Source organism: Pseudomonas sp. MAG733B, from assembly GCF_036884845.1.
Lineage (GTDB): Bacteria > Pseudomonadota > Gammaproteobacteria > Pseudomonadales > Pseudomonadaceae > Aquipseudomonas.
Map to the genome: position 1 here is coordinate 6,562,394 of NZ_CP145732.1, position 24,571 is coordinate 6,586,964.

Annotated in this window: 22 protein-coding genes, 6 tRNA genes and 3 rRNA genes; 9 read left to right on the forward strand and 22 right to left on the reverse strand. The window is 55.8% G+C overall.

Annotated features, from left to right (window positions below):
* Nucleotides 1-162: 162 nt before the first annotated feature.
* The 17 genes from rplA to tyrS form a co-directional block, all read right to left on the reverse strand.
* Nucleotides 163-858 (reverse strand): 50S ribosomal protein L1, encoded by a 696-nt coding sequence (gene rplA, locus V6Z53_RS30160; protein WP_003186095.1) that lies wholly within the window; start codon nt 856-858, stop codon nt 163-165.
* Nucleotides 858-1,289 carry a 50S ribosomal protein L11 gene (rplK, locus tag V6Z53_RS30165; protein ID WP_003176435.1) on the reverse strand — a complete coding sequence of 144 codons (432 nt, stop codon included), beginning with the start codon at nt 1,287-1,289 and terminating at the stop codon, nt 858-860. The genes rplA and rplK overlap by 1 nt, the downstream gene beginning before the upstream one ends.
* Nucleotides 1,290-1,406: 117 nt before the next feature.
* A complete protein-coding gene (nusG, locus tag V6Z53_RS30170) occupies nt 1,407-1,940 on the reverse strand; it encodes a transcription termination/antitermination protein NusG (RefSeq protein WP_007933727.1) in 534 nt (177 codons plus the stop codon).
* Between the two features lie 9 nt (nt 1,941-1,949).
* Complete coding sequence (gene secE / locus V6Z53_RS30175; protein WP_338583431.1) at nt 1,950-2,318, reverse strand: preprotein translocase subunit SecE; 369 nt, start codon at nt 2,316-2,318, stop codon at nt 1,950-1,952.
* A gap of 45 nt (nt 2,319-2,363) precedes the next feature.
* Nucleotides 2,364-2,439 (reverse strand) — tRNA-Trp (locus V6Z53_RS30180).
* 171 nt (nt 2,440-2,610) lie between these two features.
* Nucleotides 2,611-2,686, reverse strand: a tRNA-Thr gene (locus tag V6Z53_RS30185).
* Between the two features lie 26 nt (nt 2,687-2,712).
* A tRNA-Gly gene (locus V6Z53_RS30190) sits at nt 2,713-2,786 on the reverse strand.
* Nucleotides 2,787-2,810: 24 nt separating this feature from the next.
* Nucleotides 2,811-2,895, reverse strand: a tRNA-Tyr gene (locus tag V6Z53_RS30195).
* Nucleotides 2,896-3,038: 143 nt separating this feature from the next.
* Complete coding sequence (locus V6Z53_RS30200) at nt 3,039-3,479, reverse strand: hypothetical protein (protein ID WP_338583432.1); 441 nt, start codon at nt 3,477-3,479, stop codon at nt 3,039-3,041.
* Between the two features lie 7 nt (nt 3,480-3,486).
* Nucleotides 3,487-4,236, reverse strand: coding sequence for a pantothenate kinase (locus tag V6Z53_RS30205; protein ID WP_338583433.1), 750 nt, complete (start codon nt 4,234-4,236; stop codon nt 3,487-3,489).
* The gene (gene birA / locus V6Z53_RS30210; RefSeq protein WP_338583434.1) at nt 4,226-5,185 is read right to left on the reverse strand and encodes a bifunctional biotin--[acetyl-CoA-carboxylase] ligase/biotin operon repressor BirA; all 960 of its coding nucleotides are present in this window, start codon (nt 5,183-5,185) and stop codon (nt 4,226-4,228) included. The genes V6Z53_RS30205 and birA overlap by 11 nt, the downstream gene beginning before the upstream one ends.
* Nucleotides 5,186-5,319: 134 nt before the next feature.
* A 5S ribosomal RNA gene (gene rrf / locus V6Z53_RS30215) occupies nt 5,320-5,435 on the reverse strand.
* Nucleotides 5,436-5,585: 150 nt separating this feature from the next.
* Nucleotides 5,586-8,477, reverse strand: a 23S ribosomal RNA gene (locus V6Z53_RS30220).
* Between the two features lie 245 nt (nt 8,478-8,722).
* Nucleotides 8,723-8,798, reverse strand: a tRNA-Ala gene (locus V6Z53_RS30225).
* Between the two features lie 30 nt (nt 8,799-8,828).
* Nucleotides 8,829-8,905 (reverse strand) — tRNA-Ile (locus V6Z53_RS30230).
* Between the two features lie 159 nt (nt 8,906-9,064).
* Nucleotides 9,065-10,601 (reverse strand): 16S ribosomal RNA (locus V6Z53_RS30235).
* Together the 16S, 23S and 5S rRNA genes with 2 tRNA genes alongside form the textbook arrangement of a ribosomal RNA operon.
* A 495-nt stretch (nt 10,602-11,096) precedes the next feature.
* Nucleotides 11,097-12,296: a tyrosine--tRNA ligase gene (tyrS, locus tag V6Z53_RS30240; RefSeq protein WP_248692835.1), complete on the reverse strand. Its 1,200-nt coding sequence runs from the start codon at nt 12,294-12,296 to the stop codon at nt 11,097-11,099.
* A gap of 213 nt (nt 12,297-12,509) precedes the next feature.
* Here tyrS and V6Z53_RS30245 point away from each other — a divergent pair, with 213 nt between their 5' ends.
* Both V6Z53_RS30245 and V6Z53_RS30250 read left to right on the forward strand, forming a co-directional pair.
* Entirely contained in the window at nt 12,510-13,928 is a 1,419-nt protein-coding gene (locus V6Z53_RS30245; protein ID WP_338583437.1) for a peptidoglycan DD-metalloendopeptidase family protein, read from the forward strand.
* Nucleotides 13,929-13,931: 3 nt separating this feature from the next.
* On the forward strand, nt 13,932-15,023 hold the full coding sequence (locus V6Z53_RS30250) for an anhydro-N-acetylmuramic acid kinase (protein WP_338583439.1): 1,092 nt from the start codon (nt 13,932-13,934) through the stop codon (nt 15,021-15,023).
* Nucleotides 15,024-15,091: 68 nt separating this feature from the next.
* Here V6Z53_RS30250 and erpA read toward each other — a convergent pair whose 3' ends face one another.
* Entirely contained in the window at nt 15,092-15,442 is a 351-nt protein-coding gene (gene erpA, locus V6Z53_RS30255; RefSeq protein ID WP_007906865.1) for an iron-sulfur cluster insertion protein ErpA, read from the reverse strand.
* A gap of 167 nt (nt 15,443-15,609) precedes the next feature.
* Complete coding sequence (gene argC, locus V6Z53_RS30260) at nt 15,610-16,644, reverse strand: N-acetyl-gamma-glutamyl-phosphate reductase (RefSeq protein ID WP_338583441.1); 1,035 nt, start codon at nt 16,642-16,644, stop codon at nt 15,610-15,612.
* A 135-nt stretch (nt 16,645-16,779) separates the two neighbouring features.
* Between argC and hemJ the strand changes: the two genes are divergently transcribed.
* From hemJ to coq7, 6 genes are all read left to right on the forward strand, one after another.
* Complete coding sequence (gene hemJ / locus V6Z53_RS30265) at nt 16,780-17,208, forward strand: protoporphyrinogen oxidase HemJ (RefSeq protein WP_338583443.1); 429 nt, start codon at nt 16,780-16,782, stop codon at nt 17,206-17,208.
* Nucleotides 17,209-17,241: 33 nt separating this feature from the next.
* Nucleotides 17,242-18,210 (forward strand): nitronate monooxygenase family protein, encoded by a 969-nt coding sequence (locus V6Z53_RS30270; protein ID WP_338583445.1) that lies wholly within the window; start codon nt 17,242-17,244, stop codon nt 18,208-18,210.
* Between the two features lie 72 nt (nt 18,211-18,282).
* A complete protein-coding gene (locus tag V6Z53_RS30275; RefSeq protein WP_338583447.1) occupies nt 18,283-19,239 on the forward strand; it encodes a DUF805 domain-containing protein in 957 nt (318 codons plus the stop codon).
* Nucleotides 19,240-19,300: 61 nt separating this feature from the next.
* Nucleotides 19,301-20,089 carry an SDR family oxidoreductase gene (locus V6Z53_RS30280; RefSeq protein WP_338583449.1) on the forward strand — a complete coding sequence of 263 codons (789 nt, stop codon included), beginning with the start codon at nt 19,301-19,303 and terminating at the stop codon, nt 20,087-20,089.
* Between the two features lie 79 nt (nt 20,090-20,168).
* Nucleotides 20,169-20,507 (forward strand): histidine triad nucleotide-binding protein, encoded by a 339-nt coding sequence (locus tag V6Z53_RS30285; RefSeq protein ID WP_008027110.1) that lies wholly within the window; start codon nt 20,169-20,171, stop codon nt 20,505-20,507.
* A 147-nt stretch (nt 20,508-20,654) separates the two neighbouring features.
* A complete protein-coding gene (gene coq7 / locus V6Z53_RS30290; protein ID WP_338583451.1) occupies nt 20,655-21,302 on the forward strand; it encodes a 2-polyprenyl-3-methyl-6-methoxy-1,4-benzoquinone monooxygenase in 648 nt (215 codons plus the stop codon).
* Between the two features lie 143 nt (nt 21,303-21,445).
* Here the strand turns inward: coq7 and speD are convergent, their stop codons facing one another.
* Both speD and V6Z53_RS30300 read right to left on the reverse strand, forming a co-directional pair.
* Nucleotides 21,446-22,240, reverse strand: coding sequence for an adenosylmethionine decarboxylase (speD, locus tag V6Z53_RS30295; protein ID WP_338583453.1), 795 nt, complete (start codon nt 22,238-22,240; stop codon nt 21,446-21,448).
* A gap of 238 nt (nt 22,241-22,478) precedes the next feature.
* Nucleotides 22,479-22,901: an OsmC family protein gene (locus V6Z53_RS30300; protein ID WP_008061600.1), complete on the reverse strand. Its 423-nt coding sequence runs from the start codon at nt 22,899-22,901 to the stop codon at nt 22,479-22,481.
* 231 nt (nt 22,902-23,132) lie between these two features.
* Between V6Z53_RS30300 and crp the strand changes: the two genes are divergently transcribed.
* On the forward strand, nt 23,133-23,777 hold the full coding sequence (crp, locus tag V6Z53_RS30305) for a cAMP-activated global transcriptional regulator CRP (RefSeq protein ID WP_338583454.1): 645 nt from the start codon (nt 23,133-23,135) through the stop codon (nt 23,775-23,777).
* A gap of 10 nt (nt 23,778-23,787) precedes the next feature.
* Here the strand turns inward: crp and V6Z53_RS30310 are convergent, their stop codons facing one another.
* Entirely contained in the window at nt 23,788-24,489 is a 702-nt protein-coding gene (locus V6Z53_RS30310) for a lipoate--protein ligase family protein (protein ID WP_338583456.1), read from the reverse strand.
* Between the last annotated feature and the right edge of the window lie 82 nt (nt 24,490-24,571).

Genomic DNA, 24,571 nt, shown 5'->3' on the forward strand with positions numbered 1-24,571 from the left:
GAAACCGGATGTCGTTTTGGTGTCTGATTCGGTAAGGAACCGGGAGCACCATCTGCGTAGGCTTGAGGTTTAAGACTTGCGTCGCCTACGGTCTTGGATAGCCCCCGCCAGGCAGGGACCCCAATTTTTCAATTGGCGCAATCGCTTGCGCCAATCTGTGTCTTACGCGTCGAGCGAGCTTTGGTCGATGACCAGACCTGGGCCCATAGTGGTGCTCAGGGTAACGCGCTTAACGTAGATACCTTTCGAGGAAGCTGGCTTGATACGCTTCAGATCAGCGATCAGGGCTTCAACGTTTTCCTTCAGCTTGACGGCATCGAAGCCGATCTTGCCAACGGAAGTGTGGATGATGCCGTTTTTGTCGGTGCGATAACGAACCTGACCAGCCTTGGCGTTTTTAACCGCAGTAGCTACGTCTGGAGTTACGGTGCCGACTTTAGGGTTAGGCATCAGACCACGTGGACCGAGGATCTGACCCAACTGACCCACAACGCGCATTGCATCCGGGGATGCGATCACTACGTCATAGTTCAGGTCGCCGCCTTTCATTTCGGCAGCCAGGTCGTCCATACCTACACGGTCAGCGCCGGCAGCCAGAGCGGCCTCAGCAGCTGGACCCTGGGTGAACACAGCAACGCGAACGGTCTTGCCAGTGCCGTGTGGCAGCACAGTAGCGCTACGTACGACCTGGTCGGATTTACGCGGGTCAACACCCAGGTTCACAGCAACGTCGAACGACTCGCTGAACTTGACAGTCGACAGCTCCGCCAGCAGGGCAGCAGCGTCTACAAAGTTGTAGGCCTTGCCTGCTTCGATTTTGCCGGCGATAGCCTTTTGACGCTTGGTCAGCTTAGCCATTACACACCCTCCACGTTAAGGCCCATGCTACGAGCAGAACCGGCGATAGTACGCACGGCTGCGTCCATATCAGCTGCAGTCAGATCCGCGTTTTTGGTTTTCGCGATTTCTTCCAGCTGAGCACGGGTTACGGTGCCAACCTTAACGGTATTCGGACGAGCGGAACCGCTGGTCAGACCGGCCGCCTTCTTCAGCAGAACCGAAGCAGGGGTGGATTTGGTTTCGAAAGTGAAGCTACGGTCGCTGTAGACAGTGATGATCACTGGAGTCGGCAGACCTGGCTCAAGACCCTGAGTACGGGCGTTGAAAGCCTTGCAGAATTCCATGATGTTCACGCCGTGCTGACCCAGAGCAGGACCAACAGGTGGGCTTGGGTTAGCCTGAGCGGCCTTCACTTGCAGCTTGATGTAAGCGGTAATCTTCTTGGCCATGAGGCACTCCAATTACGGGTTCAAACGCCTCGAAAGGCTCCCCGGTTACTTGCGCGTTTATCCCAGTGACGACAAAACCCCACAGCCTAAGGCTGCGGGGTTGGGATGCTTGCTCAACTAGACCTTTTCGACCTGGCTGAACTCCAGCTCTACCGGAGTAGAGCGTCCGAAAATGAGCACCGCGACCTGAATCCGGCTCTTTTCGTAGTTAACTTCTTCGACCGTGCCAGTGAAATCGGCAAACGGACCATCGTTGACACGTACCGACTCGCCCGGCTCGAACAACGTCTTCGGCTTAGGCTTGTCACTACCATCAGCGACGCGACGCAGAATCGCTTCTGCTTCTTTGTCAGTAATTGGCGCTGGCTTATCAGCAGTACCGCCGATAAAACCCATCACCCGAGGAGTATCCTTGACCAAGTGCCAAGTACCCTCGTTCATATCCATCTGGACCAGCACGTAGCCAGGGAAGAACTTGCGTTCGCTTTTGCGCTTCTGGCCGTTCCGCATCTCAACCACTTCTTCAGTGGGAACCAGAATCTCGCCGAAGCCATCTTCCATGCCAGCCAGCTTTACGCGCTCGATCAACGAACGCATGACATGCTTCTCGTAACCCGAGTAAGCATGCACAACATACCAACGCTTAGCCACGGGACACCCTTAGCCGACAATCAAGGAGACAAGCCAGCCGAGCAGGGAATCAAGACCCCACAACAGCAACGCCATAACCAGGACAACAGCCACAACGATCAACGTGGTCTGCGTGGTTTCTTGGCGAGTTGGCCATACGACTTTACGAATCTCGGTGCGCGCTTCCTTAGCCAGTACAAAGAAAGACTTGCCCTTAACTGTCTGCAGGCCTACAAAGGCAGCTACAGCAGCAATGACAAGCAATGCCAGTACACGGTACAGGATCGGCGAAGCAGAATAGTACTGATTGCCAACAACGCCAACAACCACCAAAGCGACTACTACTAGCCACTTGAGCAGATCGAAGCGAGAGCCTTGAGCTTCAGCTTTAGGAGTCATCTATGAAGATCCTGTGAAAAGAAAGCCAGACACACCGAGTGAATCTGGCAGGTCAGGAGGGAATCGAACCCCCAACCTACGGTTTTGGAGACCGTCGCTCTGCCAATTGAGCTACTGACCTAAAACAAAATCAGGCCGACCATTATGCCGGCCCGAAGAAGACTTTACAACATTTTACTCTGCGAGCCTGACCACACCTTCGGCATCGACGACCTGATCGCCCTCACCGAACACGAAATGCAATCCAGCCCCTTAAAACAAAGGCAGATATTTTCATATCTGCCTTGTTATATGGAGCTCTTGAGCGGATTTGAACCGCTGACCTCACCCTTACCAAGGGTGTGCTCTACCAACTGAGCTACAAGAGCGTAACACTGTGCAAAACCTGTAAACTTGGAGCGGGTAGCGGGAATCGAACCCGCATCATCAGCTTGGAAGGCTGAGGTTCTACCACTAAACTATACCCGCGAGCGCTTACAGCTCTCGCTAAAATGGTGGAGGGGGAAGGATTCGAACCTTCGAAGTCGTAGACGTCAGATTTACAGTCTGATCCCTTTGGCCGCTCGGGAACCCCTCCTAAGCGAGCCGGCATTCTACATCATGCCAGCCTTCTGTCAAGCATTTTTCTCATTAAAAACCTGAGCTTAGCTGCGTTGACCTCGCCTCACACCGTTAACCGTTTCCGGCGTTCGCTGTGGAGCGGGCGCCATTCTATGCAAACTATTCGATGGGTGCAACCCCTTCGCAAGGCATTATTTTATGTTTTAACTCATTGAATTCTTTAGAAAGGTTTATCAGCTGAAGATCGTCCAGCCAACGCCGGCTTTCCGGGGCTACACGCAGCCAATAACCGGCGGATTCAGCACTCCCCTTGGGCAACGCCTGAAACTTGACATCCATGCCAGTCAATCTGCGCTCAAGCCCCTGAGCGACGTCTTGACGGGCAAAACCGCCTACAAAAAGACATCCAGACTCCGCCGGCGCTGCCTTGCCCTTATCCTTCGCCACGTCCGGAGCCTCGCTCAACAGACGAATATCCTGCTGAGACCCCCGATACAAACTCAAGGGTGTTACGTCCTTCGCGCGCAGAGGAGCCTCTTGTTGATGCCAGATGTAATAAAACACATTGAGAACAAGCAGCAGCAAAAACAACCAACGCATAAATACCTCAGGACAAAGGGCAAGCCATCGCCAAGCCTACAAATACGAGGTCCGGCACCACCCTGGCCTCAGGCACTACCCCGGAGACCAGCTCCGCATCCCCACCCGTAAGGAATACCGCGAAACCCTCACCCCAGTAGCTACGCGCTAACTCCAACTGAGTCAGCACAAATCCCCGAAGCATCAACAAGCAACCGCGCTCGACAGCCTCAACTGTAGCGCGACCAGGAACGAGATCCTCCAAAGCGCGCTCTGCGGCAAGATCACCGTAACGAATTTTGCGGGTATGAGTACGAAGCTGATTACGCATCAACGGCATCCCCGGGCAAATAAACCCACCGAGATGCTCGCCATCCGCGGCGACGAAGTCAGCGGTAACAGCCGTACCGAAATCAAGCACAAGGCACGCGCCACCCGCCAAATGGAACCCGCCGAGCAGCGCGAGCCAGCGATCAAGGCCCAGCTTCTCGAACTCCTCATAGCCGTTACGCACACCGGACATTTCACGTGCCGGAGCCGCACATACCACCGACACATCGAAGGACGCCCTCAACAGGGAGATCAACGCATCGGTTTCTTCAGCAGTCCTTACACTGACCAGTCGACAAAACCTGAGAGCGAGCCCATTGAGCGCGCTCAAGCTTTCCAGCAATGCGCGATCCGAATCGACAACCCCCTCGCCCACAACCAGTTGGGCGCCAGTCTCGATCACGCGCCACTTGATAAAGCTGTTTCCACAGTCGAGCTCAAGAATCATTGCGCAACCTCAGACTCAGCTCTCCGCCGCTGAAAACTTTTTCCACACCACCCACCTTCAAGCGCAAGGCGCCCTGACTATCAATACCCAGCACTTCACCATCTATCTGGTTAACACCGGCGATTAACGACACCGCCTGCCCCTGCCACAGGTGATTTTGCTCCCACTCCGCTTGAACCGCTGAGAACCCGCCGGACTGATGAAGCGCAAGGTACTTCTGCAACATCAAACCAAGGGCAGCCACCAGGTGATTGCGATCAAACATTCTTCCCGATTCGAGCCGCATGGAAGTCCACTGCTGATCAACCTCGTCGGTCATCTGCATGTTTACATTAATACCTACACCCAACACCACGTGACATACGTCGGCAGGATCACCCACCAACTCCAGCAAGATTCCGGCAATTTTCTTCTGACCGACCAGAACGTCATTGGGCCATTTCAAACCCACACCCGGAACACCGAGCTCACGCAAGGCCTGCATTACGGCGAGCCCGACAACAAGGCTCAAGCCTTCCAGCTGGCGCATTCCGCCTTCAATACGCAGCACCAGGCTGTAATAGATGTTTTCTGCGAATGGACTCACCCACTTTCGCCCGCGCCGCCCGCGACCAGCAGTTTGCCGTTCAGAAAGCACCAGAAAAGGCGTCGCCTGGTGCCGCTCAATGGCACGGAGCGCTTCAGCATTCGTGGAATCGATTGAATCGAATACCAGGACAGGCCAGTCACAGACAGGCGCCAAGCGCCTGATCTCCAGAGGATCGAGCAGCGTCAGCGGCGCAGCCAATTGATAACCGCGCCCCCTGACTTTATGAATGGACAATCCCAGCTCAGCCTCCAGATGCTGAAGCTGCTTCCAGACTGCACTGCGACTAATGCCCAAGGCAGCGCCCAAGGCTTCACCCGAATGGAATCGGCCATCTTTAAGAAGCTTTAACAACGTCAGCATGCAAGTCTCGCCTCACAATGAGGCCCGCATGATAGCCACGCTCCGGGCAGTTGCATAGAAAGCCGGTGTGACAGATTTTCCTGCGGACAAAACAAAACCCCAACTGCTTTCGCAATTGGGGTTTCGGAATTTAATCTTGACGATGACCTACTCTCACATGGGGAAACCCCACACTACCATCGGCGATGCATCGTTTCACTGCTGAGTTCGGGATGGGATCAGGTGGTTCCAACGCTCTATGGTCGTCAAGAAATTCGGGTACCGAATCGTGGCCAGTCGGCCGCGCTTCAGCAAATTGGGTATGCGATAGTTTTCGGTGTTTTGTAAGCGTCGAACTTTCGGTTCTTTCGTCTTCACACACCGCAATCTGGCTTTTACGCGCAAATTGCTTGGGTGTTATATGGTCAAGCCTCACGGGCAATTAGTATTGGTTAGCTCAACGCCTCACAGCGCTTACACACCCAACCTATCAACGTCGTAGTCTTCGACGGCCCTTCAGGGGACTCAAGGTCCCAGTGAGATCTCATCTTGAGGCTAGTTTCCCGCTTAGATGCTTTCAGCGGTTATCTATTCCGAACATAGCTACCCGGCAATGCCACTGGCGTGACAACCGGAACACCAGAGGTTCGTCCACTCCGGTCCTCTCGTACTAGGAGCAGCCCCTCTCAAATCTCAAACGTCCACGGCAGATAGGGACCGAACTGTCTCACGACGTTCTAAACCCAGCTCGCGTACCACTTTAAATGGCGAACAGCCATACCCTTGGGACCGGCTTCAGCCCCAGGATGTGATGAGCCGACATCGAGGTGCCAAACACCGCCGTCGATATGAACTCTTGGGCGGTATCAGCCTGTTATCCCCGGAGTACCTTTTATCCGTTGAGCGATGGCCCTTCCATACAGAACCACCGGATCACTAAGACCTACTTTCGTACCTGCTCGACGTGTCTGTCTCGCAGTCAAGCGCGCTTTTGCCTTTATACTCTACGACCGATTTCCGACCGGTCTGAGCGCACCTTCGTACTCCTCCGTTACTCTTTAGGAGGAGACCGCCCCAGTCAAACTACCCACCATACACTGTCCTCGATCCGGATAACGGACCTGAGTTAGAACCTCAAAGTTGCCAGGGTGGTATTTCAAGGTTGGCTCCACGCGAACTGGCGTCCACGCTTCAAAGCCTCCCACCTATCCTACACAAGCAAATTCAAAGTCCAGTGCAAAGCTATAGTAAAGGTTCACGGGGTCTTTCCGTCTAGCCGCGGATACACTGCATCTTCACAGCGATTTCAATTTCACTGAGTCTCGGGTGGAGACAGCGCCGCCATCGTTACGCCATTCGTGCAGGTCGGAACTTACCCGACAAGGAATTTCGCTACCTTAGGACCGTTATAGTTACGGCCGCCGTTTACCGGGGCTTCGATCAAGAGCTTCGCGTTAGCTAACCCCATCAATTAACCTTCCGGCACCGGGCAGGCGTCACACCCTATACGTCCACTTTCGTGTTTGCAGAGTGCTGTGTTTTTAATAAACAGTCGCAGCGGCCTGGTATCTTCGACCGGCGTGGGCTTACGGAGCAAGTCCTTCACCCTCACCGGCGCACCTTCTCCCGAAGTTACGGTGCCATTTTGCCTAGTTCCTTCACCCGAGTTCTCTCAAGCGCCTTGGTATTCTCTACCCAACCACCTGTGTCGGTTTGGGGTACGGTTCCTGGTTACCTGAAGCTTAGAAGCTTTTCTTGGAAGCATGGCATCAACCACTTCGTCACCCAAAGGGTAACTCGTCATCAGCTCTCGGCCTTAGAATCCCGGATTTACCTAAGATTCCAGCCTACCACCTTAAACTTGGACAACCAACGCCAAGCTGGCCTAGCCTTCTCCGTCCCTCCATCGCAATAACCAGAAGTACAGGAATATTAACCTGTTTTCCATCGACTACGCTTTTCAGCCTCGCCTTAGGGACCGACTAACCCTGCGTCGATTAACGTTGCGCAGGAAACCTTGGTCTTTCGGCGTGGGTGTTTTTCACACCCATTGTCGTTACTCATGTCAGCATTCGCACTTCTGATACCTCCAGCAAGCTTCTCAACTCACCTTCACAGGCTTACAGAACGCTCCTCTACCGCATCACCTAAGTGATACCCGTAGCTTCGGTGTATGGTTTGAGCCCCGTTACATCTTCCGCGCAGGCCGACTCGACTAGTGAGCTATTACGCTTTCTTTAAAGGGTGGCTGCTTCTAAGCCAACCTCCTAGCTGTCTAAGCCTTCCCACATCGTTTCCCACTTAACCATAACTTTGGGACCTTAGCTGACGGTCTGGGTTGTTTCCCTTTTCACGACGGACGTTAGCACCCGCCGTGTGTCTCCCATGCTCGGCACTTGTAGGTATTCGGAGTTTGCATCGGTTTGGTAAGTCGGGATGACCCCCTAGCCGAAACAGTGCTCTACCCCCTACAGTGATACATGAGGCGCTACCTAAATAGCTTTCGAGGAGAACCAGCTATCTCCGAGCTTGATTAGCCTTTCACTCCGATCCACAGGTCATCCGCTAACTTTTCAACGGTAGTCGGTTCGGTCCTCCAGTTAGTGTTACCCAACCTTCAACCTGCCCATGGATAGATCGCCCGGTTTCGGGTCTATTCCCAGCGACTAGACGCCCTATTAAGACTCGCTTTCGCTACGCCTCCCCTATTCGGTTAAGCTCGCCACTGAAAATAAGTCGCTGACCCATTATACAAAAGGTACGCAGTCACCTAACAAAGTAGGCTCCCACTGCTTGTACGCATACGGTTTCAGGATCTATTTCACTCCCCTCTCCGGGGTTCTTTTCGCCTTTCCCTCACGGTACTAGTTCACTATCGGTCAGTCAGTAGTATTTAGCCTTGGAGGATGGTCCCCCCATATTCAGACAAAGTTTCTCGTGCTCCGTCCTACTCGATTTCATGACCAAGAGATTTTCGCGTACAGGGCTATCACCCACTATGGCCGCACTTTCCAGAGCGTTCCGCTAATCTCAAAGCCACTTAAGGGCTAGTCCCCGTTCGCTCGCCACTACTAAGGGAATCTCGGTTGATTTCTTTTCCTCAGGGTACTTAGATGTTTCAGTTCCCCTGGTTCGCCTCTTGCACCTATGTATTCAGTACAAGATAACCATCTTATGATGGCTGGGTTCCCCCATTCAGACATCTCCGGATCAAAGTCTGTTTGCCGACTCCCCGAAGCTTTTCGCAGGCTACCACGTCTTTCATCGCCTCTGACTGCCAAGGCATCCACCGTATGCGCTTCTTCACTTGACCATATAACCCCAAGCAATCTGGTTATACTGTGAAGACGACATTCGCCGAAAATTCGAATTTCTCAACTAAGAGAACTCACAAATTTTACCTTAGCCTGATCCGTTACCGGTGAAAGTAACGTCCAGTCTATCTTTCTATCACATACCCAAATTTTTAAAGAACGAACTAGTCAAAGACTAGAAATCAACATTCATCATCGACACCGATGGAATGCTCATTTCTAAGCTTTACTTCAGAAGCAGTAGTGGTGGAGCCAAACGGGATCGAACCGTTGACCTCCTGCGTGCAAGGCAGGCGCTCTCCCAGCTGAGCTATGGCCCCGTATTTCTACAGGCGTTTCCCACACAAAATTGGTGGGTCTGGGCAGATTCGAACTGCCGACCTCACCCTTATCAGGGGTGCGCTCTAACCAACTGAGCTACAGACCCAATTTCGAGCTGCTAAGGCCGACCTCACCCTGCTCTTAACCACAGAGCATGGGGTGCGCTCTAACCAACCAAGCTACAACCCTAATGGCTGCTTCTTTCGTCTTCTTCAATGAATCAAGCAATTCGTGTGGGAGCTCATGAAGCAGCTGAGTCGTCGATTAAGGAGGTGATCCAGCCGCAGGTTCCCCTACGGCTACCTTGTTACGACTTCACCCCAGTCATGAATCACACCGTGGTAACCGTCCTCCCGAAGGTTAGACTAGCTACTTCTGGTGCAACCCACTCCCATGGTGTGACGGGCGGTGTGTACAAGGCCCGGGAACGTATTCACCGCGACATTCTGATTCGCGATTACTAGCGATTCCGACTTCACGCAGTCGAGTTGCAGACTGCGATCCGGACTACGATCGGTTTTGTGGGATTAGCTCCACCTCGCGGCTTGGCAACCCTCTGTACCGACCATTGTAGCACGTGTGTAGCCCAGGCCGTAAGGGCCATGATGACTTGACGTCATCCCCACCTTCCTCCGGTTTGTCACCGGCAGTCTCCTTAGAGTGCCCACCATAACGTGCTGGTAACTAAGGACAAGGGTTGCGCTCGTTACGGGACTTAACCCAACATCTCACGACACGAGCTGACGACAGCCATGCAGCACCTGTCTCAATGTTCCCGAAGGCACCAATCCATCTCTGGAAAGTTCATTGGATGTCAAGGCCTGGTAAGGTTCTTCGCGTTGCTTCGAATTAAACCACATGCTCCACCGCTTGTGCGGGCCCCCGTCAATTCATTTGAGTTTTAACCTTGCGGCCGTACTCCCCAGGCGGTCAACTTAATGCGTTAGCTGCGCCACTAAGAGCTCAAGGCTCCCAACGGCTAGTTGACATCGTTTACGGCGTGGACTACCAGGGTATCTAATCCTGTTTGCTCCCCACGCTTTCGCACCTCAGTGTCAGTATCAGTCCAGGTGGTCGCCTTCGCCACTGGTGTTCCTTCCTATATCTACGCATTTCACCGCTACACAGGAAATTCCACCACCCTCTACCATACTCTAGCTCGTCAGTTTTGAATGCAGTTCCCAGGTTGAGCCCGGGGCTTTCACATCCAACTTAACGAACCACCTACGCGCGCTTTACGCCCAGTAATTCCGATTAACGCTTGCACCCTCTGTATTACCGCGGCTGCTGGCACAGAGTTAGCCGGTGCTTATTCTGTCGGTAACGTCAAAACACTAACGTATTAGGTTAATGCCCTTCCTCCCAACTTAAAGTGCTTTACAATCCGAAGACCTTCTTCACACACGCGGCATGGCTGGATCAGGCTTTCGCCCATTGTCCAATATTCCCCACTGCTGCCTCCCGTAGGAGTCTGGACCGTGTCTCAGTTCCAGTGTGACTGATCATCCTCTCAGACCAGTTACGGATCGTCGCCTTGGTGAGCCATTACCTCACCAACTAGCTAATCCGACCTAGGCTCATCTGATAGCGCAAGGCCCGAAGGTCCCCTGCTTTCTCCCGTAGGACGTATGCGGTATTAGCGTCCCTTTCGAGACGTTGTCCCCCACTACCAGGCAGATTCCTAGGCATTACTCACCCGTCCGCCGCTGAATCAGAGAGCAAGCTCTCTTCATCCGCTCGACTTGCATGTGTTAGGCCTGCCGCCAGCGTTCAATCTGAGCCATGATCAAACTCTTCAGTTCAAACATCTTTGGGTTTTGAGAAAACCCTAAACTTGGCTCAGCAATCGTTGGTTACATCTTTGATTTCTCGCGGAGTAACTTGTGATGCTGATAATCTTTTGACTAGCAGTCTGACTCCACAAGCACCCACACGAATTGCTTGATTCAGTTGTTAAAGAGCGGTTGGCTAAGATCTTTCGTCTCAACCGAGGCGCGCATTCTACAGCAGCCTCATTTGCTGTCAAGTGATTATTTTCAGAAGCTTTCGAGGAATTCCTCAACAACTTCAACCACTTGCGCTTCAGATCTCTCATCAGCGGGAGGCGAATTCTACAGCGTTACACGCTGCTGTCAACACCTCTTTTTCAACTTCCTTTTGGCTTCGATGACCTGAAGCAACCCGCTGCCGAAACCTGCGTAACTCATTGTTTACCAAGGAGTTTTCCGTTACGACTGCGCCGGAAGTGGGGCGAATTATAGGCTTCTAAAATTCGCCGTCAACCCTTAATTTCAGGTTTATTCGGATTTGAGCGTAATACGCGCAAATGCCTTCTTGCCGGCCTGGCAAACATGGGTCGCGCCCAGTGCATATATAAAGGTGCGATCGACAACCTCACCATCTATACGTACACCTCCGGAACCGAGGAGATCCCGCGCCACAGCAGAGTTCTTCACCAAGCCCGCCTTATTAAGGACAGCAGCAATCGGCATGTCCTCGGCAGCAGTCAACTCGATCTCCGGTAGGTCATCCGGCAGCTCGCCATCCTTCATACGGTTACCCGCCGCACGATGAGCATTGGCCGCAGCCTCCTCACCATGAAAACGCGCAACAATCTCTTCGGCCAGCTTGATCTTGATGTCACGCGGATTAGCGCCCGCCTCTACATCAGCACGGAAAGCATTGATCTCATCCATGGAACGGAAGCTGAGCAACTCGAAATAACGCCACATCAGCGCATCAGGAATGGAGACCAGCTTGCCGTACATCACGCCCGGCGCTTCCTGGATACCCACGTAGTTGCCCAAGGACTTGGACATCTTCTTCACGCCATCCAGACCTTCGAGCAATGGCATGGTCAGAATGCACTGAGCTTCCTGGCCGTAACCACGCTGCAGCTCACGCCCCATCAGCAAGTTGAACTTCTGATCGGTGCCACCCAGCTCGACATCAGCGCGCAAGGCAACAGAGTCGTAACCCTGGACCAGCGGATAAAGGAACTCGTGAATGGCGATCGGCTGATTGGTGGTGTAACGCTTGTCGAAGTCATCACGCTCGAGCATGCGCGCCACGGTGTACTGCGAAGTCAGGCGAATGAAGTCGGCCGGCCCCATCTGGTCCATCCAGGTGGAGTTGAAGGCCACTTCGGTTTTCGCCGGATCAAGAATCTTGAAGACCTGAGTCTTGTAGGTCTCGGCGTTCTCAAGAACCTGCTCACGGGTCAGCGGAGGGCGAGTTGCGCTCTTGCCGCTCGGATCGCCAATCATCCCGGTGAAGTCGCCAATCAGGAAGATCACCTGATGGCCCAACTCCTGGAACTGGCGCAGCTTATTAATAAGCACGGTATGGCCCAGGTGCAAATCCGGCGCGGTCGGATCGAAGCCTGCCTTAATACGCAGCGGCTGGCCGCGCTTGAGCTTTTCAACCAGCTCGGACTCGACCAACAGTTCTTCTGCACCACGTTTGATCAGCGCTAGCTGCTCTTCAACCGACTTCATAACAGACCCGCAAGGCTCAGATTCAAAGGGGACCAACCATACAAGATCGCACGTCAAATACAAGGTTTGCCCGGCGCACGGACGCCAAACCACGGACATAACATCCGTAGACTTGCTTCAGAGATGATTTGGTTATATTTTATACAGTTATTTCATCTTCATCATGTCATTCATCTTTTCCAATTCATCTTTTTCAAAGTCAAAAAACTACTTATGACCAAAGAATCGTCTAAAGCGCCACCGCTTTACCCGAAGACCCACCTGCTCGCAGCAAGCGGTATCGCCGCCCTTCTGAGCCTGGCGCTTCTGGTATTCCCTTCCAGTGATGTTGAAGCCAAAAAGACAACCCTGAGTCTTGAACTGGAAAGCCCTGCTGAACAACTGACACAAGAACAAGACGCTGCTGAAGCCGTCCAAGCCACAAATGAGCCAGCAGCTTCTCCTTTCGCGCAGATCGATAACAGCGCTGAAGACACCCAGGAAACCGCTCAAACCGAACCAGCACCTGTCGCCGAAGAAAAGCAGGCGCCAAACCACAGGGAAGTGACAGTCGCCAAGGGTGATACTCTCTCCACACTGTTCGAGAAGGTGGGTCTACCGGCAACGGCAGTGCATGAAGTGCTGGCCAGCGATAAGCAAGCCAAGCAGTTCAGCCAGCTCAAGCACGGGCAGAAACTTGAATTCGAATTGAACCGCGAAGGCCAGTTGACCAGCCTGCACAGCAAGGTCAGCGACCTCGAAACCATCACCCTGAGCAAGAACGACAAGGGTTATACGTTCAATCGCATTACCGCCAAGCCAACCGTGCGCTCCGCCTATGTCCACGGCGTGATCAACAGTTCGCTGTCGCAGTCCGCCGCACGTGCGGGCCTGTCCCACAGCCTGACCATGGACATGGCCAGTGTGTTTGGTTATGACGTCGATTTCGCCCAGGACATTCGCCAGGGTGACGAATTCGACGTGATCTACGAGCAGAAAGTGGTCAACGGCAAACCTGTCGGCAATGGCCCGATCCTGTCTGCGCGCTTCACCAACCGCGGCAAGACTTACACCGCCGTGCGTTACACCAACAAACAAGGCAACAGCAGCTATTACACCGCTGACGGCAACAGCATGCGCAAGGCGTTCATCCGCACCCCGGTAGACTTCGCCCGCATCAGCTCGAAATTCTCCATGGGTCGCAAGCACCCGATCCTGAACAAGATCCGCGCCCACAAAGGCGTCGACTACGCAGCCCCACGCGGTACGCCGATCAAGGCAGCTGGCGATGGCAAAGTATTGCTGGCCGGGCGTCGTGGTGGTTACGGCAACACCGTGATCATCCAGCACGGCAACACTTACCGCACGCTATACGGCCACATGCAGGGCTTTGCCAAGGGCGTTCAGACCGGCAGCAACGTCAAGCAGGGTCAGGTGATCGGCTACATCGGCACCACTGGCCTGTCGACCGGCCCGCACTTGCACTATGAGTTCCAGGTCAACGGCGTGCACGTTGATCCGTTGGGGCAGAAAGTGGCAATGGCCGATCCGATCTCCAAAGCCGAACGTGCGCGCTTCCTCGCGCAGAGCCAGCCGCTGATGGCGCGCATGGATCAAGAGAAATCCACGCAACTGGCTTCGAGTAAACGTTAAGCCATGGCGCTCTATATAGGTGTGATGTCCGGGACCAGCCTTGATGGCCTGGACATTGCGCTGATCGAGCAGTCACCGGCGATCGGGCTGATCGCCACGCATTACATCCCTATGCCTGAATCCCTGCGCGCCGAGCTGCTTGGCTTGTGCGCCAGCGGTCCGGACGAGATTGCCCGCTCCGCCATCGCCCAGCAGAACTGGGTAAAGCTCGCCGCACAAGGCGTTAACGCCCTCCTTGCCCAACAGCAGCTCAAACCTGAAGACATTCGCGCGATTGGCAGTCACGGGCAGACCATCCGCCATGAGCCCGCGCGCGGATTCACGGTGCAGATCGGCAACCCGGCCTTGCTGACCGAGCTCACTGGCATCACCGTGGTCAGCGACTTCCGCAGCCGCGACGTCGCTGCCGGTGGCCAAGGCGCGCCGCTGGTTCCAGCCTTCCATGAAGCCCTGTTTGAAGAACGCGCCGGCAACCGCGCCGTACTGAACATCGGCGGCTTCAGCAATCTCAGCTTGATCGAACCTGGCAAGCCAGTTGCCGGTTTCGATTGCGGCCCGGGCAATGTGTTGCTGGATGCCTGGATTCACCAGCAACGCGGCGACAACTACGACCGTGACGGCCAATGGGCCGCCAGTGGCAAGATCGAGCCGATTCTATTGAAGGCGCTGCTCAGCGATCCATTCTTCGTGACCCAAGGTCCGAAGAGCACCGGCCGGGAAGTGTTCAACTTGCCATGGTTGATGCAGCACCTCGCGCAATTGCCTGCCTTCCCCGCCGAGAATATACAGGCAACGCTGCTTGAGCTGACTACACTGACCATCACCGAATCGCTGCAAAGTGCCCAGACAGACACTCAAGAAGTGCTGGTCTGCGGCGGTGGCGCGCACAACTCGACACTGATGAATCGACTGGCCAGCCTGTTACCGAAGGCGAAAGTCAGCAGTACTTCCGCATATGGAGTAGACCCGGATTGGGTCGAAGCCATGGCGTTTGCGTGGCTGGCCCACTGCTGCCTCGAAGGCATCGCCGCCAATCGCCCAAGTGTCACCGGCGCTCGCGGCTTGCGCGTATTGGGCGCCATCTACCCCGCATAAAACCCCGGACAGCAAAACGCCGCAGTGCCGTGAGGCCATGCGGCGTTTTGATGAAACTGGCGCGCTGATCAGATCGAGAACGAAGAGCCACAGCCACACGTGGTGGTCGCGTTCGGGTTCTTGATGACGAAACGCGAACCTTCAAGACCTTCCTGGTAATCCACCTCGGCACCTGCCAGGTATTGGAAGCTCATCGGATCGACCACCAGACTGACACCTTCGCGCTCGACGATGGTGTCGTCATCGGCCACTTCCTCATCGAAAGTGAAGCCGTACTGAAAACCTGAACAACCGCCGCCCGTAACGAATACGCGCAGCTTCAAGCGATCATTCCCCTCTTCATCGACCAGGCTCTTCACCTTGTGCGCGGCACCGTGGGTGAATTGCAAAGCCGTGGGGGTGAAGGATTCGACGCTCATGCTGACTATCTCCCGGCGTTACGCCGTCATATTGCGTGATGACGCGCATTATCCGCTTCTCCTAGAAAAGCGGTCAACTATTGTTATGGTATATCAACCAATCCATTCGCCAGCCCAAAATGCAAAAAGGCCCGTTCAACGGGCCTTTTTACTGTGCGCAATAAACCTTACGGCAGCATGCCCGCGTGGGACAGACCCAGACGTTCATCCAGACCGAACAGGATGTTCATGTTCTGTACCGCCTGCCCCGACGCGCCTTTGACCAGGTTGTCGATTACCGACAACACGACCACCAGATCACCATCCTGCGGACGATGCACCGCGATACGGCAAACGTTGGCACCGCGCACGCTGCGGGTTTCCGGGTGGCTTCCGGCGGGCATGACGTCGACGAACGGTTCGTTGGCATAACGCTTTTCGAACAGCGCCTGCAAATCCACCGAGCGATCCACGACAGTTGCGTAGAGCGTCGAGTGAATCCCGCGGATCATCGGCGTCAGGTGCGGAACGAAGGTCAGACCAACGTCCTTGCCTGCTGCACGACGCAGACCCTGGCGAATTTCCGGCAAATGACGGTGACCTTTGACGGCATAGGCCTTCATGCTTTCCGAGGTTTCGGAGTACAGCGAGCCTACGGAAGCGCCACGGCCAGCACCGCTGACGCCGGATTTGCAGTCGGCGATCAGGTGCGCAACATCGGCCAGACCCGCTTCGAGCAATGGCAGGAAACCCAATTGCGTAGCAGTCGGATAGCAACCCGGCACAGCAATCAGGCGCGCTTTCTTGATTTGTTCACGATTGACTTCCGGCAGGCCGTAGACCGCTTCGTCCAGCAACTCCGGCGCACCGTGCGGCTGGCCGTACCACTTGGCCCACTCATGAGCATCCTGCAGACGGAAGTCGGCTGACAGGTCGATGACCTTGGTCCCGGCCGCCAGCAACTCACCCGCCAAGGCATGCGCAACACCGTGTGGCGTAGCGAAGAACACCACGTCGCAAGCGCCCAGGGTCTTGATGTCCGGAACGCTGAACGCCAGGCCGTCGTAGTGGCCTCGCAGGTTCGGGTACATGTCGGCGACGGCCAGGCCGGCCTCGGATCGGGAAGTGATGACAACCACTTCAGCTTGCGGATGTTGCGCCAACAGACGCAGCAGTTCGACACCGGTGTAACCCGTGCCGCCGACGATACCGACCTTGACCATAAACCTGCCCTCAACGAACCCACTGGAAAGCCGTCGATAATAGGGCCCGTATCGTCCTGCGACAACCGGCAAGGTGACGTGCGGACGCTCAAGCCTCTACTATCCCGGCTACCGTGAACCTGGGAATAACTAAAAATGCTTTATCTATGGCTCAAAGCTTTTCACATCATCAGCGTTGTGTGCTGGTTTGCCGGCCTGTTCTACCTGCCGCGCCTGTTCGTTTACCACGCACAAAGTGAAGACACGATCAGTAAGGAACGCTTCAGCGTCATGGAGCGCAAGCTGTACCGGGGCATCATGGGCCCGGCGATGATTGCCACGCTGATCTTCGGCGGTTGGCTCATCTACCTCAATCCCGGCATCTTCAGCCAGGGTGGCTGGATACACGCCAAACTGACCCTGGTCGTGTTGCTGATCGGCTACCACCACATGTGCGGCGCACAGGTGAAACGTTTTGCCCGTGGCGAGAACACCCGCAGCCATGTCTTTTTTCGCTGGTTCAATGAAGTGCCGGTTCTGATATTGCTGGCAATCGTAATTCTGGTCGTCGTTCGACCGTTCTAACTCCAACAGACACAACTCATCGGGGTACTTCCAATGTCGCTGCCCGCTCTGCTCGAACAACGTTTGCGTCTGCCCGTGGTGGCGGCGCCGATGTTCCTGATTTCCAATCCGCAACTGGTGCTCGCCTGCTGCCGCAATGGCGTGGTGGGCAGTTTTCCGGCCCTGAACCAACGCGAGAGCAGCGGGTTCAAGGCCTGGCTGGAAGAGATCGAGGCCGGGTTGGCGACGCTGGAAAACCCCGCGCCGTACGCGGTAAACCTGATCGTCCACAACAGCAATCCACGGCTGCAAGCTGACCTGGAGATTTGCATCGAGCACAAAGTGCCGATCGTGATCACCAGCCTCGGCGCAGTGAAGGAACTGGTCGACGCAGTGCACAGCTACGGAGGCTTGGTGTTCCATGACGTGACGACTCGCCGCCATGCCGAGAAGGCCGCCGAAGCTGGCGTGGATGGTTTGATCGCCGTCGCCGCGGGAGCTGGTGGGCATGCCGGGACCTGGAGCCCATTCTCGCTGATTGCCGAAATCCGCCAGTTCTTCGACAAGACCCTGCTGCTGGCCGGGTGTCTGAACCACGGCCATGAAATTCTCGCCGCGCAATTGCTCGGTGCAGATTTGGCCTACTTCGGTACGCGATTTATCGGCACCACCGAAAGTCATGCGCCTGACGCCTACAAAGAGATGCTGCTGACTGCCAGAGCCGCAGACATCGTCCATACTCCAGCGGTATCGGGTGTGCCGGCGAGCTTCATGCGCCAGAGCCTGGAGGCCGCCGGTTTCGACATGGCCGCGCTGCAAAACAAGGGCGAGGTCAATTTCGGCTCCAAGCTCAAGCCGATCAGCGATGAAGCCAAGGCCTGGAAAACCGTGTGGTCTGCGGGTCAGGGTGTTGGCGAAATCGATGATTTGCCGAGTGTCGATCAACTGGTGGCGCGCCTCGACGCTGAATACCGCAAGGCACTCGAGCAGGCCGAACAACTGCATAAGCGCTGGCCACGCTGAAAATCCGGGCCAGCCACGCCAGGCTGGCCTTACACTCCGAATTCATACACTCGCGACAAGGATGCCTCGGCAATGAGCGAAAACCGTTTCAAGATCGTATTCGACGGCACGCTACTGCCGGGGGTTGAGCTCTCCACCGCCAAGCTCAATCTCGCCGCGCTGTACAAGAGCGAAGTCGCCGCCGTCGAACGACTGTTCAGCGGTCAACCGGTCACACTCAAACGCGAACTGTCACAAACCGATGCACAAACGTATCTGCAAGCCCTGAAGAACACTGGCATCGACGCCCGAATCGAATCCGAACCCTCGGTTGAACTGAATCTGGCCGACATTCAGCATCACGTCCCTGCGGCCACCTCGTCAGAACCCGAATCCCCTTACGCGCCGCCGCAAGCCCGTGTCGGTGAAAGCTTGCCCGAGTTCGCCACGCTCAAGCCCTTCGGTGTCGAAGGACGTATCGGACGCCTGCGTTTTCTCGCGTGGTCGATGGTGTTGAGCCTGATTACGATTGCAGTCGTCGCCGTATTTGCCCTCGTCGGCTTGGCCCTGGTCAGCAGCGATTCGACTGCGGGCCTTATCGTCGGTGGCATCCTCGCCTTCTTCCTGTGCCTCGGGTTTCTGATCGTCAGCATCATGATCAGCGTTCAGCGCTTGCATGACATTGGCTGGTCAGGCTGGCTGTGGCTGCTGAACCTGGTGCCGTTCGTAGGCAGCTTCTTTCCGCTGGTGATGCTGGCGATGCCGGGCACCAACGTCGCCAACCGCTACGGCGCGCCACCGCCGCCCAATAGCACGGCGGTCAAGGTGTTGTCGTCGTTGTGGGTGGTGTTGATCGCGCTGATGATCGTCGGCGCACTGGCGGGCGGGATCTCGGCCATTCAGGACGAATACGAAAACACTCTCGAAAGCAGCTACCGGAGCGGTTCGGTGACCACCGAAGAAATCGACGTCGAGACCGAATCACCGGCAAATTCCGCCGACGATGCAGCCGAAGAAGCCCAGCCCCCTGTAGACTCTGCGCAAGAATGAACAGCGCTCCCCGCCCGCGACACCTGCGTCGCGGTGTGGAGCTGTTGCGATGGAGAACTGCATGACCCGTTACGCTCTGATCACCGGCGCTTCCAGCGGCATTGGCCTGGCCATGGCCGAAGCGCTGGCCCGCCGTGGCCGCAGCCTGATACTGGTGGCCCGACAGCGTGATCAGCTGGAAAGTATTGCGATTGAACTGACTCAACGATTTGGCGTGGACGTGTTATTTCGCGCCTGCGACCTCGGCGAACCGCTGCGGCTGTCCGGATTCCTGCTGGAACTGGAAGAAGGTGACCGGCAGATCGATCTGCTGGTGAACTGCGCCGGCATTGGCACCTGTGGCCCGTTCCTGGCTCAGGACTGGATGACCGAACAAGACCTGATCGAAGTGAACATTCTGGCCCTTACACGCCTGTGCCATGCAATCGGTAACAGCATGGCGCTGCAAGGTGGCGGGCAGATTCTCAACGTTGCCTCGGTCGCGGCTTTCCACCCTGGCCCATGGATGAGCACGTATTACGCGAGCAAGGCGTATGTGCTGCACTTTTCCGAAGGCCTGCGAGTCGAGCTGAAAAAGTGCGCGGTCAAGGTTTCAGTGCTCTGTCCTGGCCCGACCCGCACTGCGTTTTTCCGCACCGCGCAGTTGAACAACGACAAACTGGCAAACAGCAATTTGCTGATGAGCCCGGAAGAAGTTGCGCTCTACACCGTGCGCGCGCTGGAGAAAAATCGCGCGATCATTATTCCGGGACGGCGCAACCGCTGGTTCGCCGCCCTGCCCCGGTTCGGCTCACGCTGGCTGATCCGGACGATCACTGGCATGGTCATCAAGGCTCACTGCCCGCGCTGACTGTTTACAGGTAAAAGGCTGGGCTCGGGAATAACCCATGAGTACACTCAGGCCAGCCCAAACAACGGAGAAAACAGCTGTGGATACTCTGTTCACCAAGATCATCAACCGGGAAATCCCGGCCAAGATCATCTACGAGGACGACCAGGTACTGGCCTTCCACGACATCGCCCCACAGGCACCGGTGCATTTCCTGGTGATTCCAAAGAAACCGGTGCGCACCCTCAACGACCTCACTGAGGACGACAAGGCATTGGCCGGGCACATTCTGTTCACTGCCCAGCGCCTGGCCCTGGAGCTGGGTTGCGAAAAAGGCTTCCGCGTTGTCATGAACTGCAATGAAGAAGGTGGGCAGACGGTCTATCACATTCATATGCACGTGCTGGGTCAGCGTCAGATGCACTGGCCACCGGGCTGATTGCAGCAAGCCCGATGGGAACGGCGCAGCGTCGCTCCCATTGGGGTATCACAGCATTGTCATGACAATTGCAACACAATGACCCAGCGCAAACCTTCCCCGGCCGATTGGGTTAAACTGGCCGCCGAGATTCCTCCGGAGGTCAGCATGACTACCCAACGTCACTACTCGCCGATTGACCGCCTTCTGCTGCAAGCCGATGCCGCGATGCGTACCTTGCTGCCTTTCAGTGGCCAACCGTACCGTCCGTCGCCCGCCATCGTGCAGCCGGATGTGAAAATGAGCGACGAAGACACCCGTCACGTTGCCGGCCTGATGCGCATCAACCATACCGGTGAAGTCTGCGCCCAGGCGCTATATCAGGGTCAAGCCCTGACCGCCAAGCTGCCGCAAGTGCGCGCCGCCATGGAACATGCCGCCGAAGAAGAAATCGACCATCTGGTCTGGTGCGAGCAGCGCATCCATCAGTTGGGCAGCCACACCAGCATTCTCAACCCGCTGTTCTACGGCATGTCGTTCGGGATTGGCGCGGTTGCGGGGCTGATCAGCGACAAAGTGAGCCTGGGGTTTGTCGCGGCGACGGAAGATCAGGTCTGCAAGCACCTGAACGAACACCTGGAACAACTGCCGGCCGAGGATGAAAAGTCCCGGGCGATTCTTGAGCAGATGCGCATCGATGAAGAACAGCATGCCGAAAGCGCACTGGATGCCGGTGGTTTCCGTTTTCCGGCGCCGGTGAAGTTCGGGATGAGCTTGATGGCCAAGGTGATGACCAAGAGTACTTATCGGATCTGATCCCTGCGGGCTTTTTGTAGGAGCATGGCTTGCCCGCGATGGCGGTCTCAAGGACGCTATCGCGGGCAAGCCATGCTCCTACAAAGATTTGCGGCGGACATGGAAAAGGCGACCGAGGTCGCCTTTTTTTGTGCTCGAGATTCTTAGTTCGGCATGTTGCGTGCGTAGAAGATTTCGAGCATTTCGTGTTTCACACGATCGGTCACCTGGGCACGTTGCTCAGACGACAGGGTGCTGGTGGCGTCACCGAACAGGTAGTTATCCAGTTCGAAGTTCTTCAGCAGCATTTTGGTGTGGAACAGGTTTTCCTGGTACACGTTCACGTCGGTCATCTGGTACGCGTCGCGGGTGTCTTCGGAGAGATAGTTCTGGATCGAATTGATCTCGTGGTCGATGAAGTGCTTCTTGCCTTCAACGTCACGGGTGAAGCCGCGCACACGGTAATCCACGGTCACGATGTCCGAATCGAACTGGTGAATCAGGAAGTTGAGCGCTTTAAGCGGTGAAATGACCCCGCACGTCGACACATCGATATCCACACGGAAGGTCGCAATACCGTCGTCCGGATGGATTTCCGGGTAGGTGTGCACCGTGATGTGGCTCTTGTCGAGGTGGGCCAGGATGATTTCGGGCAATGGGCCCGGGGATTCTTCGATCTGGCTTTCAGTCGGGGTCACCGGCTCTTCCGAGATCAGAATCGTGACGCTGGCGCCCTGTGGCTCATAGTCCTGACTGGCAATGTTCAGGATGTTGGCACCAATGATATCGACAACTTCTGTGAGGATCTGCGTCAGGCGCTTGGCGTTGTACTCTTTATTGATGTACTCGACGTAAGCCTGTTGGTCTTGCGGGGTTTCCGCGTAGCAGATGTCATAGATGTTGAAGCTCAAGGTCTTTGTCAGGTTATTGAACCCGTGGAGCTTGAGTTTGCTTTTCACCGTTAAAAACTCTCTATGTATTGCGGCCCGGCCGCGTGATCAAGCATGCCCGTCAGATGCGAACGACGCACCTGCGTAGGACGGTTAACACCTCTTCGCGATGGCGATTTTGGTTGTCTGTTCGGGTTTGCGGCCTGTCGGCTGACGGGCCACGACCCTGAAAAAAGTGGCGCATTATGCAGACGTCAGCTGGGGATCGCCAGAGTCTGCACTGCTTTTATGATAGTTGAATGTCGATTCAACCGAGTTCGATGATTTCGTAGTCGTGGGTAATCTCGACACCGGCCGCGCCCAGCATGATCGAGGCCGAGCAATACTTCTCGGCGGACAGCTCGATAGCGCGCTTGACCTGGGCTTCTTTCAAGCCACGGCCCTTGACCACGAAGTGCATGTGGATCTTGGTGAACACCTTTGGATCTTCGGTCGCGCGCTCGGCTTCGAGGAAGGCTTCGCAGCTCTCGACCGCCTGACGGGACTTCTTGAGGATGCTGACCACGTCGAAGTTGCTGCAACCGCCAACACCCAGCAGGAGCATTTCCATCGGACGGACACCCAGGTTACGACCGCCGGCATCGGGCGGACCGTCCATGACCACGACATGACCGCTGCCGGATTCGCCGAGGAACATGGCTTCGCCAGCCCATTGGATGCGTGCCTTCATCGCCAAGACTCCACTGTATAAAAAAGGGTCGCCAGCTTAGCACAGGCCCCTTGATTGACAGTGTTTGCCTTCCTAGGACATAACCATCCGCCTTGTAGGTAATTTCTCGAATATTGCAGGAAGTGTCTGGTAAGCTGACGCCAATTCGCTGGCGCATAGCCAGCGTTGCCGCATTTTCCGAAACTCATAAAAAAATCCAAACACACCGTGCAGTCTTTTCGGGATACAACCATGGTTGCTATTACCCCCACACCCAAGATCAAGAACCTCGACAAGTTGCTGATGCATTGCCAGCGCCGTCGCTATCAGGCCAAGAGCAATATCATTTGTGCCGGCGATCGCTCGGAAACGTTGTTCTTCATCATCAAAGGCTCGGTTACGATCCTGATCGAGGATGACGACGGTCGGGAAATGATCATCGCCTACCTGAATGCCGGGGACTTCTTTGGCGAGTTGGGGCTTTTCGAGCAGGCAGGCCAGGAACAGGAACGCAGCGCCTGGGTGCGGGCCAAGATCGAATGCGAAGTCGCTGAGATCAGCTACGCGAAATTCCGTGAATTGTCGCAGCAAGATCCAGACATTCTTTACGTGCTGAGCGGACAAATCGCACAACGCTTGCGCAACACCACCCGCAAGGTCGGTGACCTGGCGTTCTTTGACGTGACCGGTCGCGTCGCGCGCTGCCTGCTGGAACTGTGCAAGCAACCCGACGCAATGACCCACCCCGATGGCATGCAGATCAAGGTGACCCGCCAGGAAATCGGGCGGATTGTCGGGTGTTCGCGGGAGATGGTCGGTCGCGTGCTCAAGGATCTGGAAGAACGCAACCTGGTGAACGTCAAAGGCAAGACCATGGTGGTTTTCGGTACGCGATAAGCTCGAAAACCTAGCCGCTGAACATTTGCGCCAACATCAAACGGTAGAGTTCATCCAGACGCGCCAACGCATGTGGCGCCGAGAACTTCTCATGCAGGGCGATGTGGCTTTCAGCACGCACTCGCTGCTCCAGCCCGCAAGCCTCGTTGAAGCGATTGACCGCCGCGACCATCGACTCACGTTCGTCCTCAATCAACATTGCACCGTGCACCAGCCCAACCGGGCGCGAGCCGCCCTGGCTCTGGCGCCAGCGCTGGGCAGTGCCGACCATCTTGCGCCCATCGAGATTGACGTTGAAGCGACCGTCACAGAACGCTCCGTCGACTTCGCCCAATGACGAAGTACCACCCAGCTCATCCAGCAACTGGCAGATCGGATCGCACAGACGCCGATAACCGGATTCGATGCGATTCAGGTCGCCTTCGCTGCGCGGCGGCGCGTAAACCAGTGCGATGTTGATGGTTGTGGCTGATTGGGGCACCGGTTCGCCGCCGGTATCGCGTAACAACACCGGCCAACCCGCCGCAGCCGAGACTTCACAGGCGGACTCAAAGCCCGGCAGGCGATTCAAGCGACGCGGCATCACTAATGCCTGGTCATTCGGCTGCCAGAACAACAGGCCGAACTCGGCGTCGCCGGCACAGACCGATGCCAGCAGATCCTGTTCGGCTTGCAGGCCGGCTTCGATGGTCAGGGAGGTTGGCAGCGACATGGAAGGCTCCGACAGACTTGAAGTCTTTAGGGAATTTACCGGCCTCTTCGCGGGCAAGCCCGCTCCCACAGTGAAAGCGGAC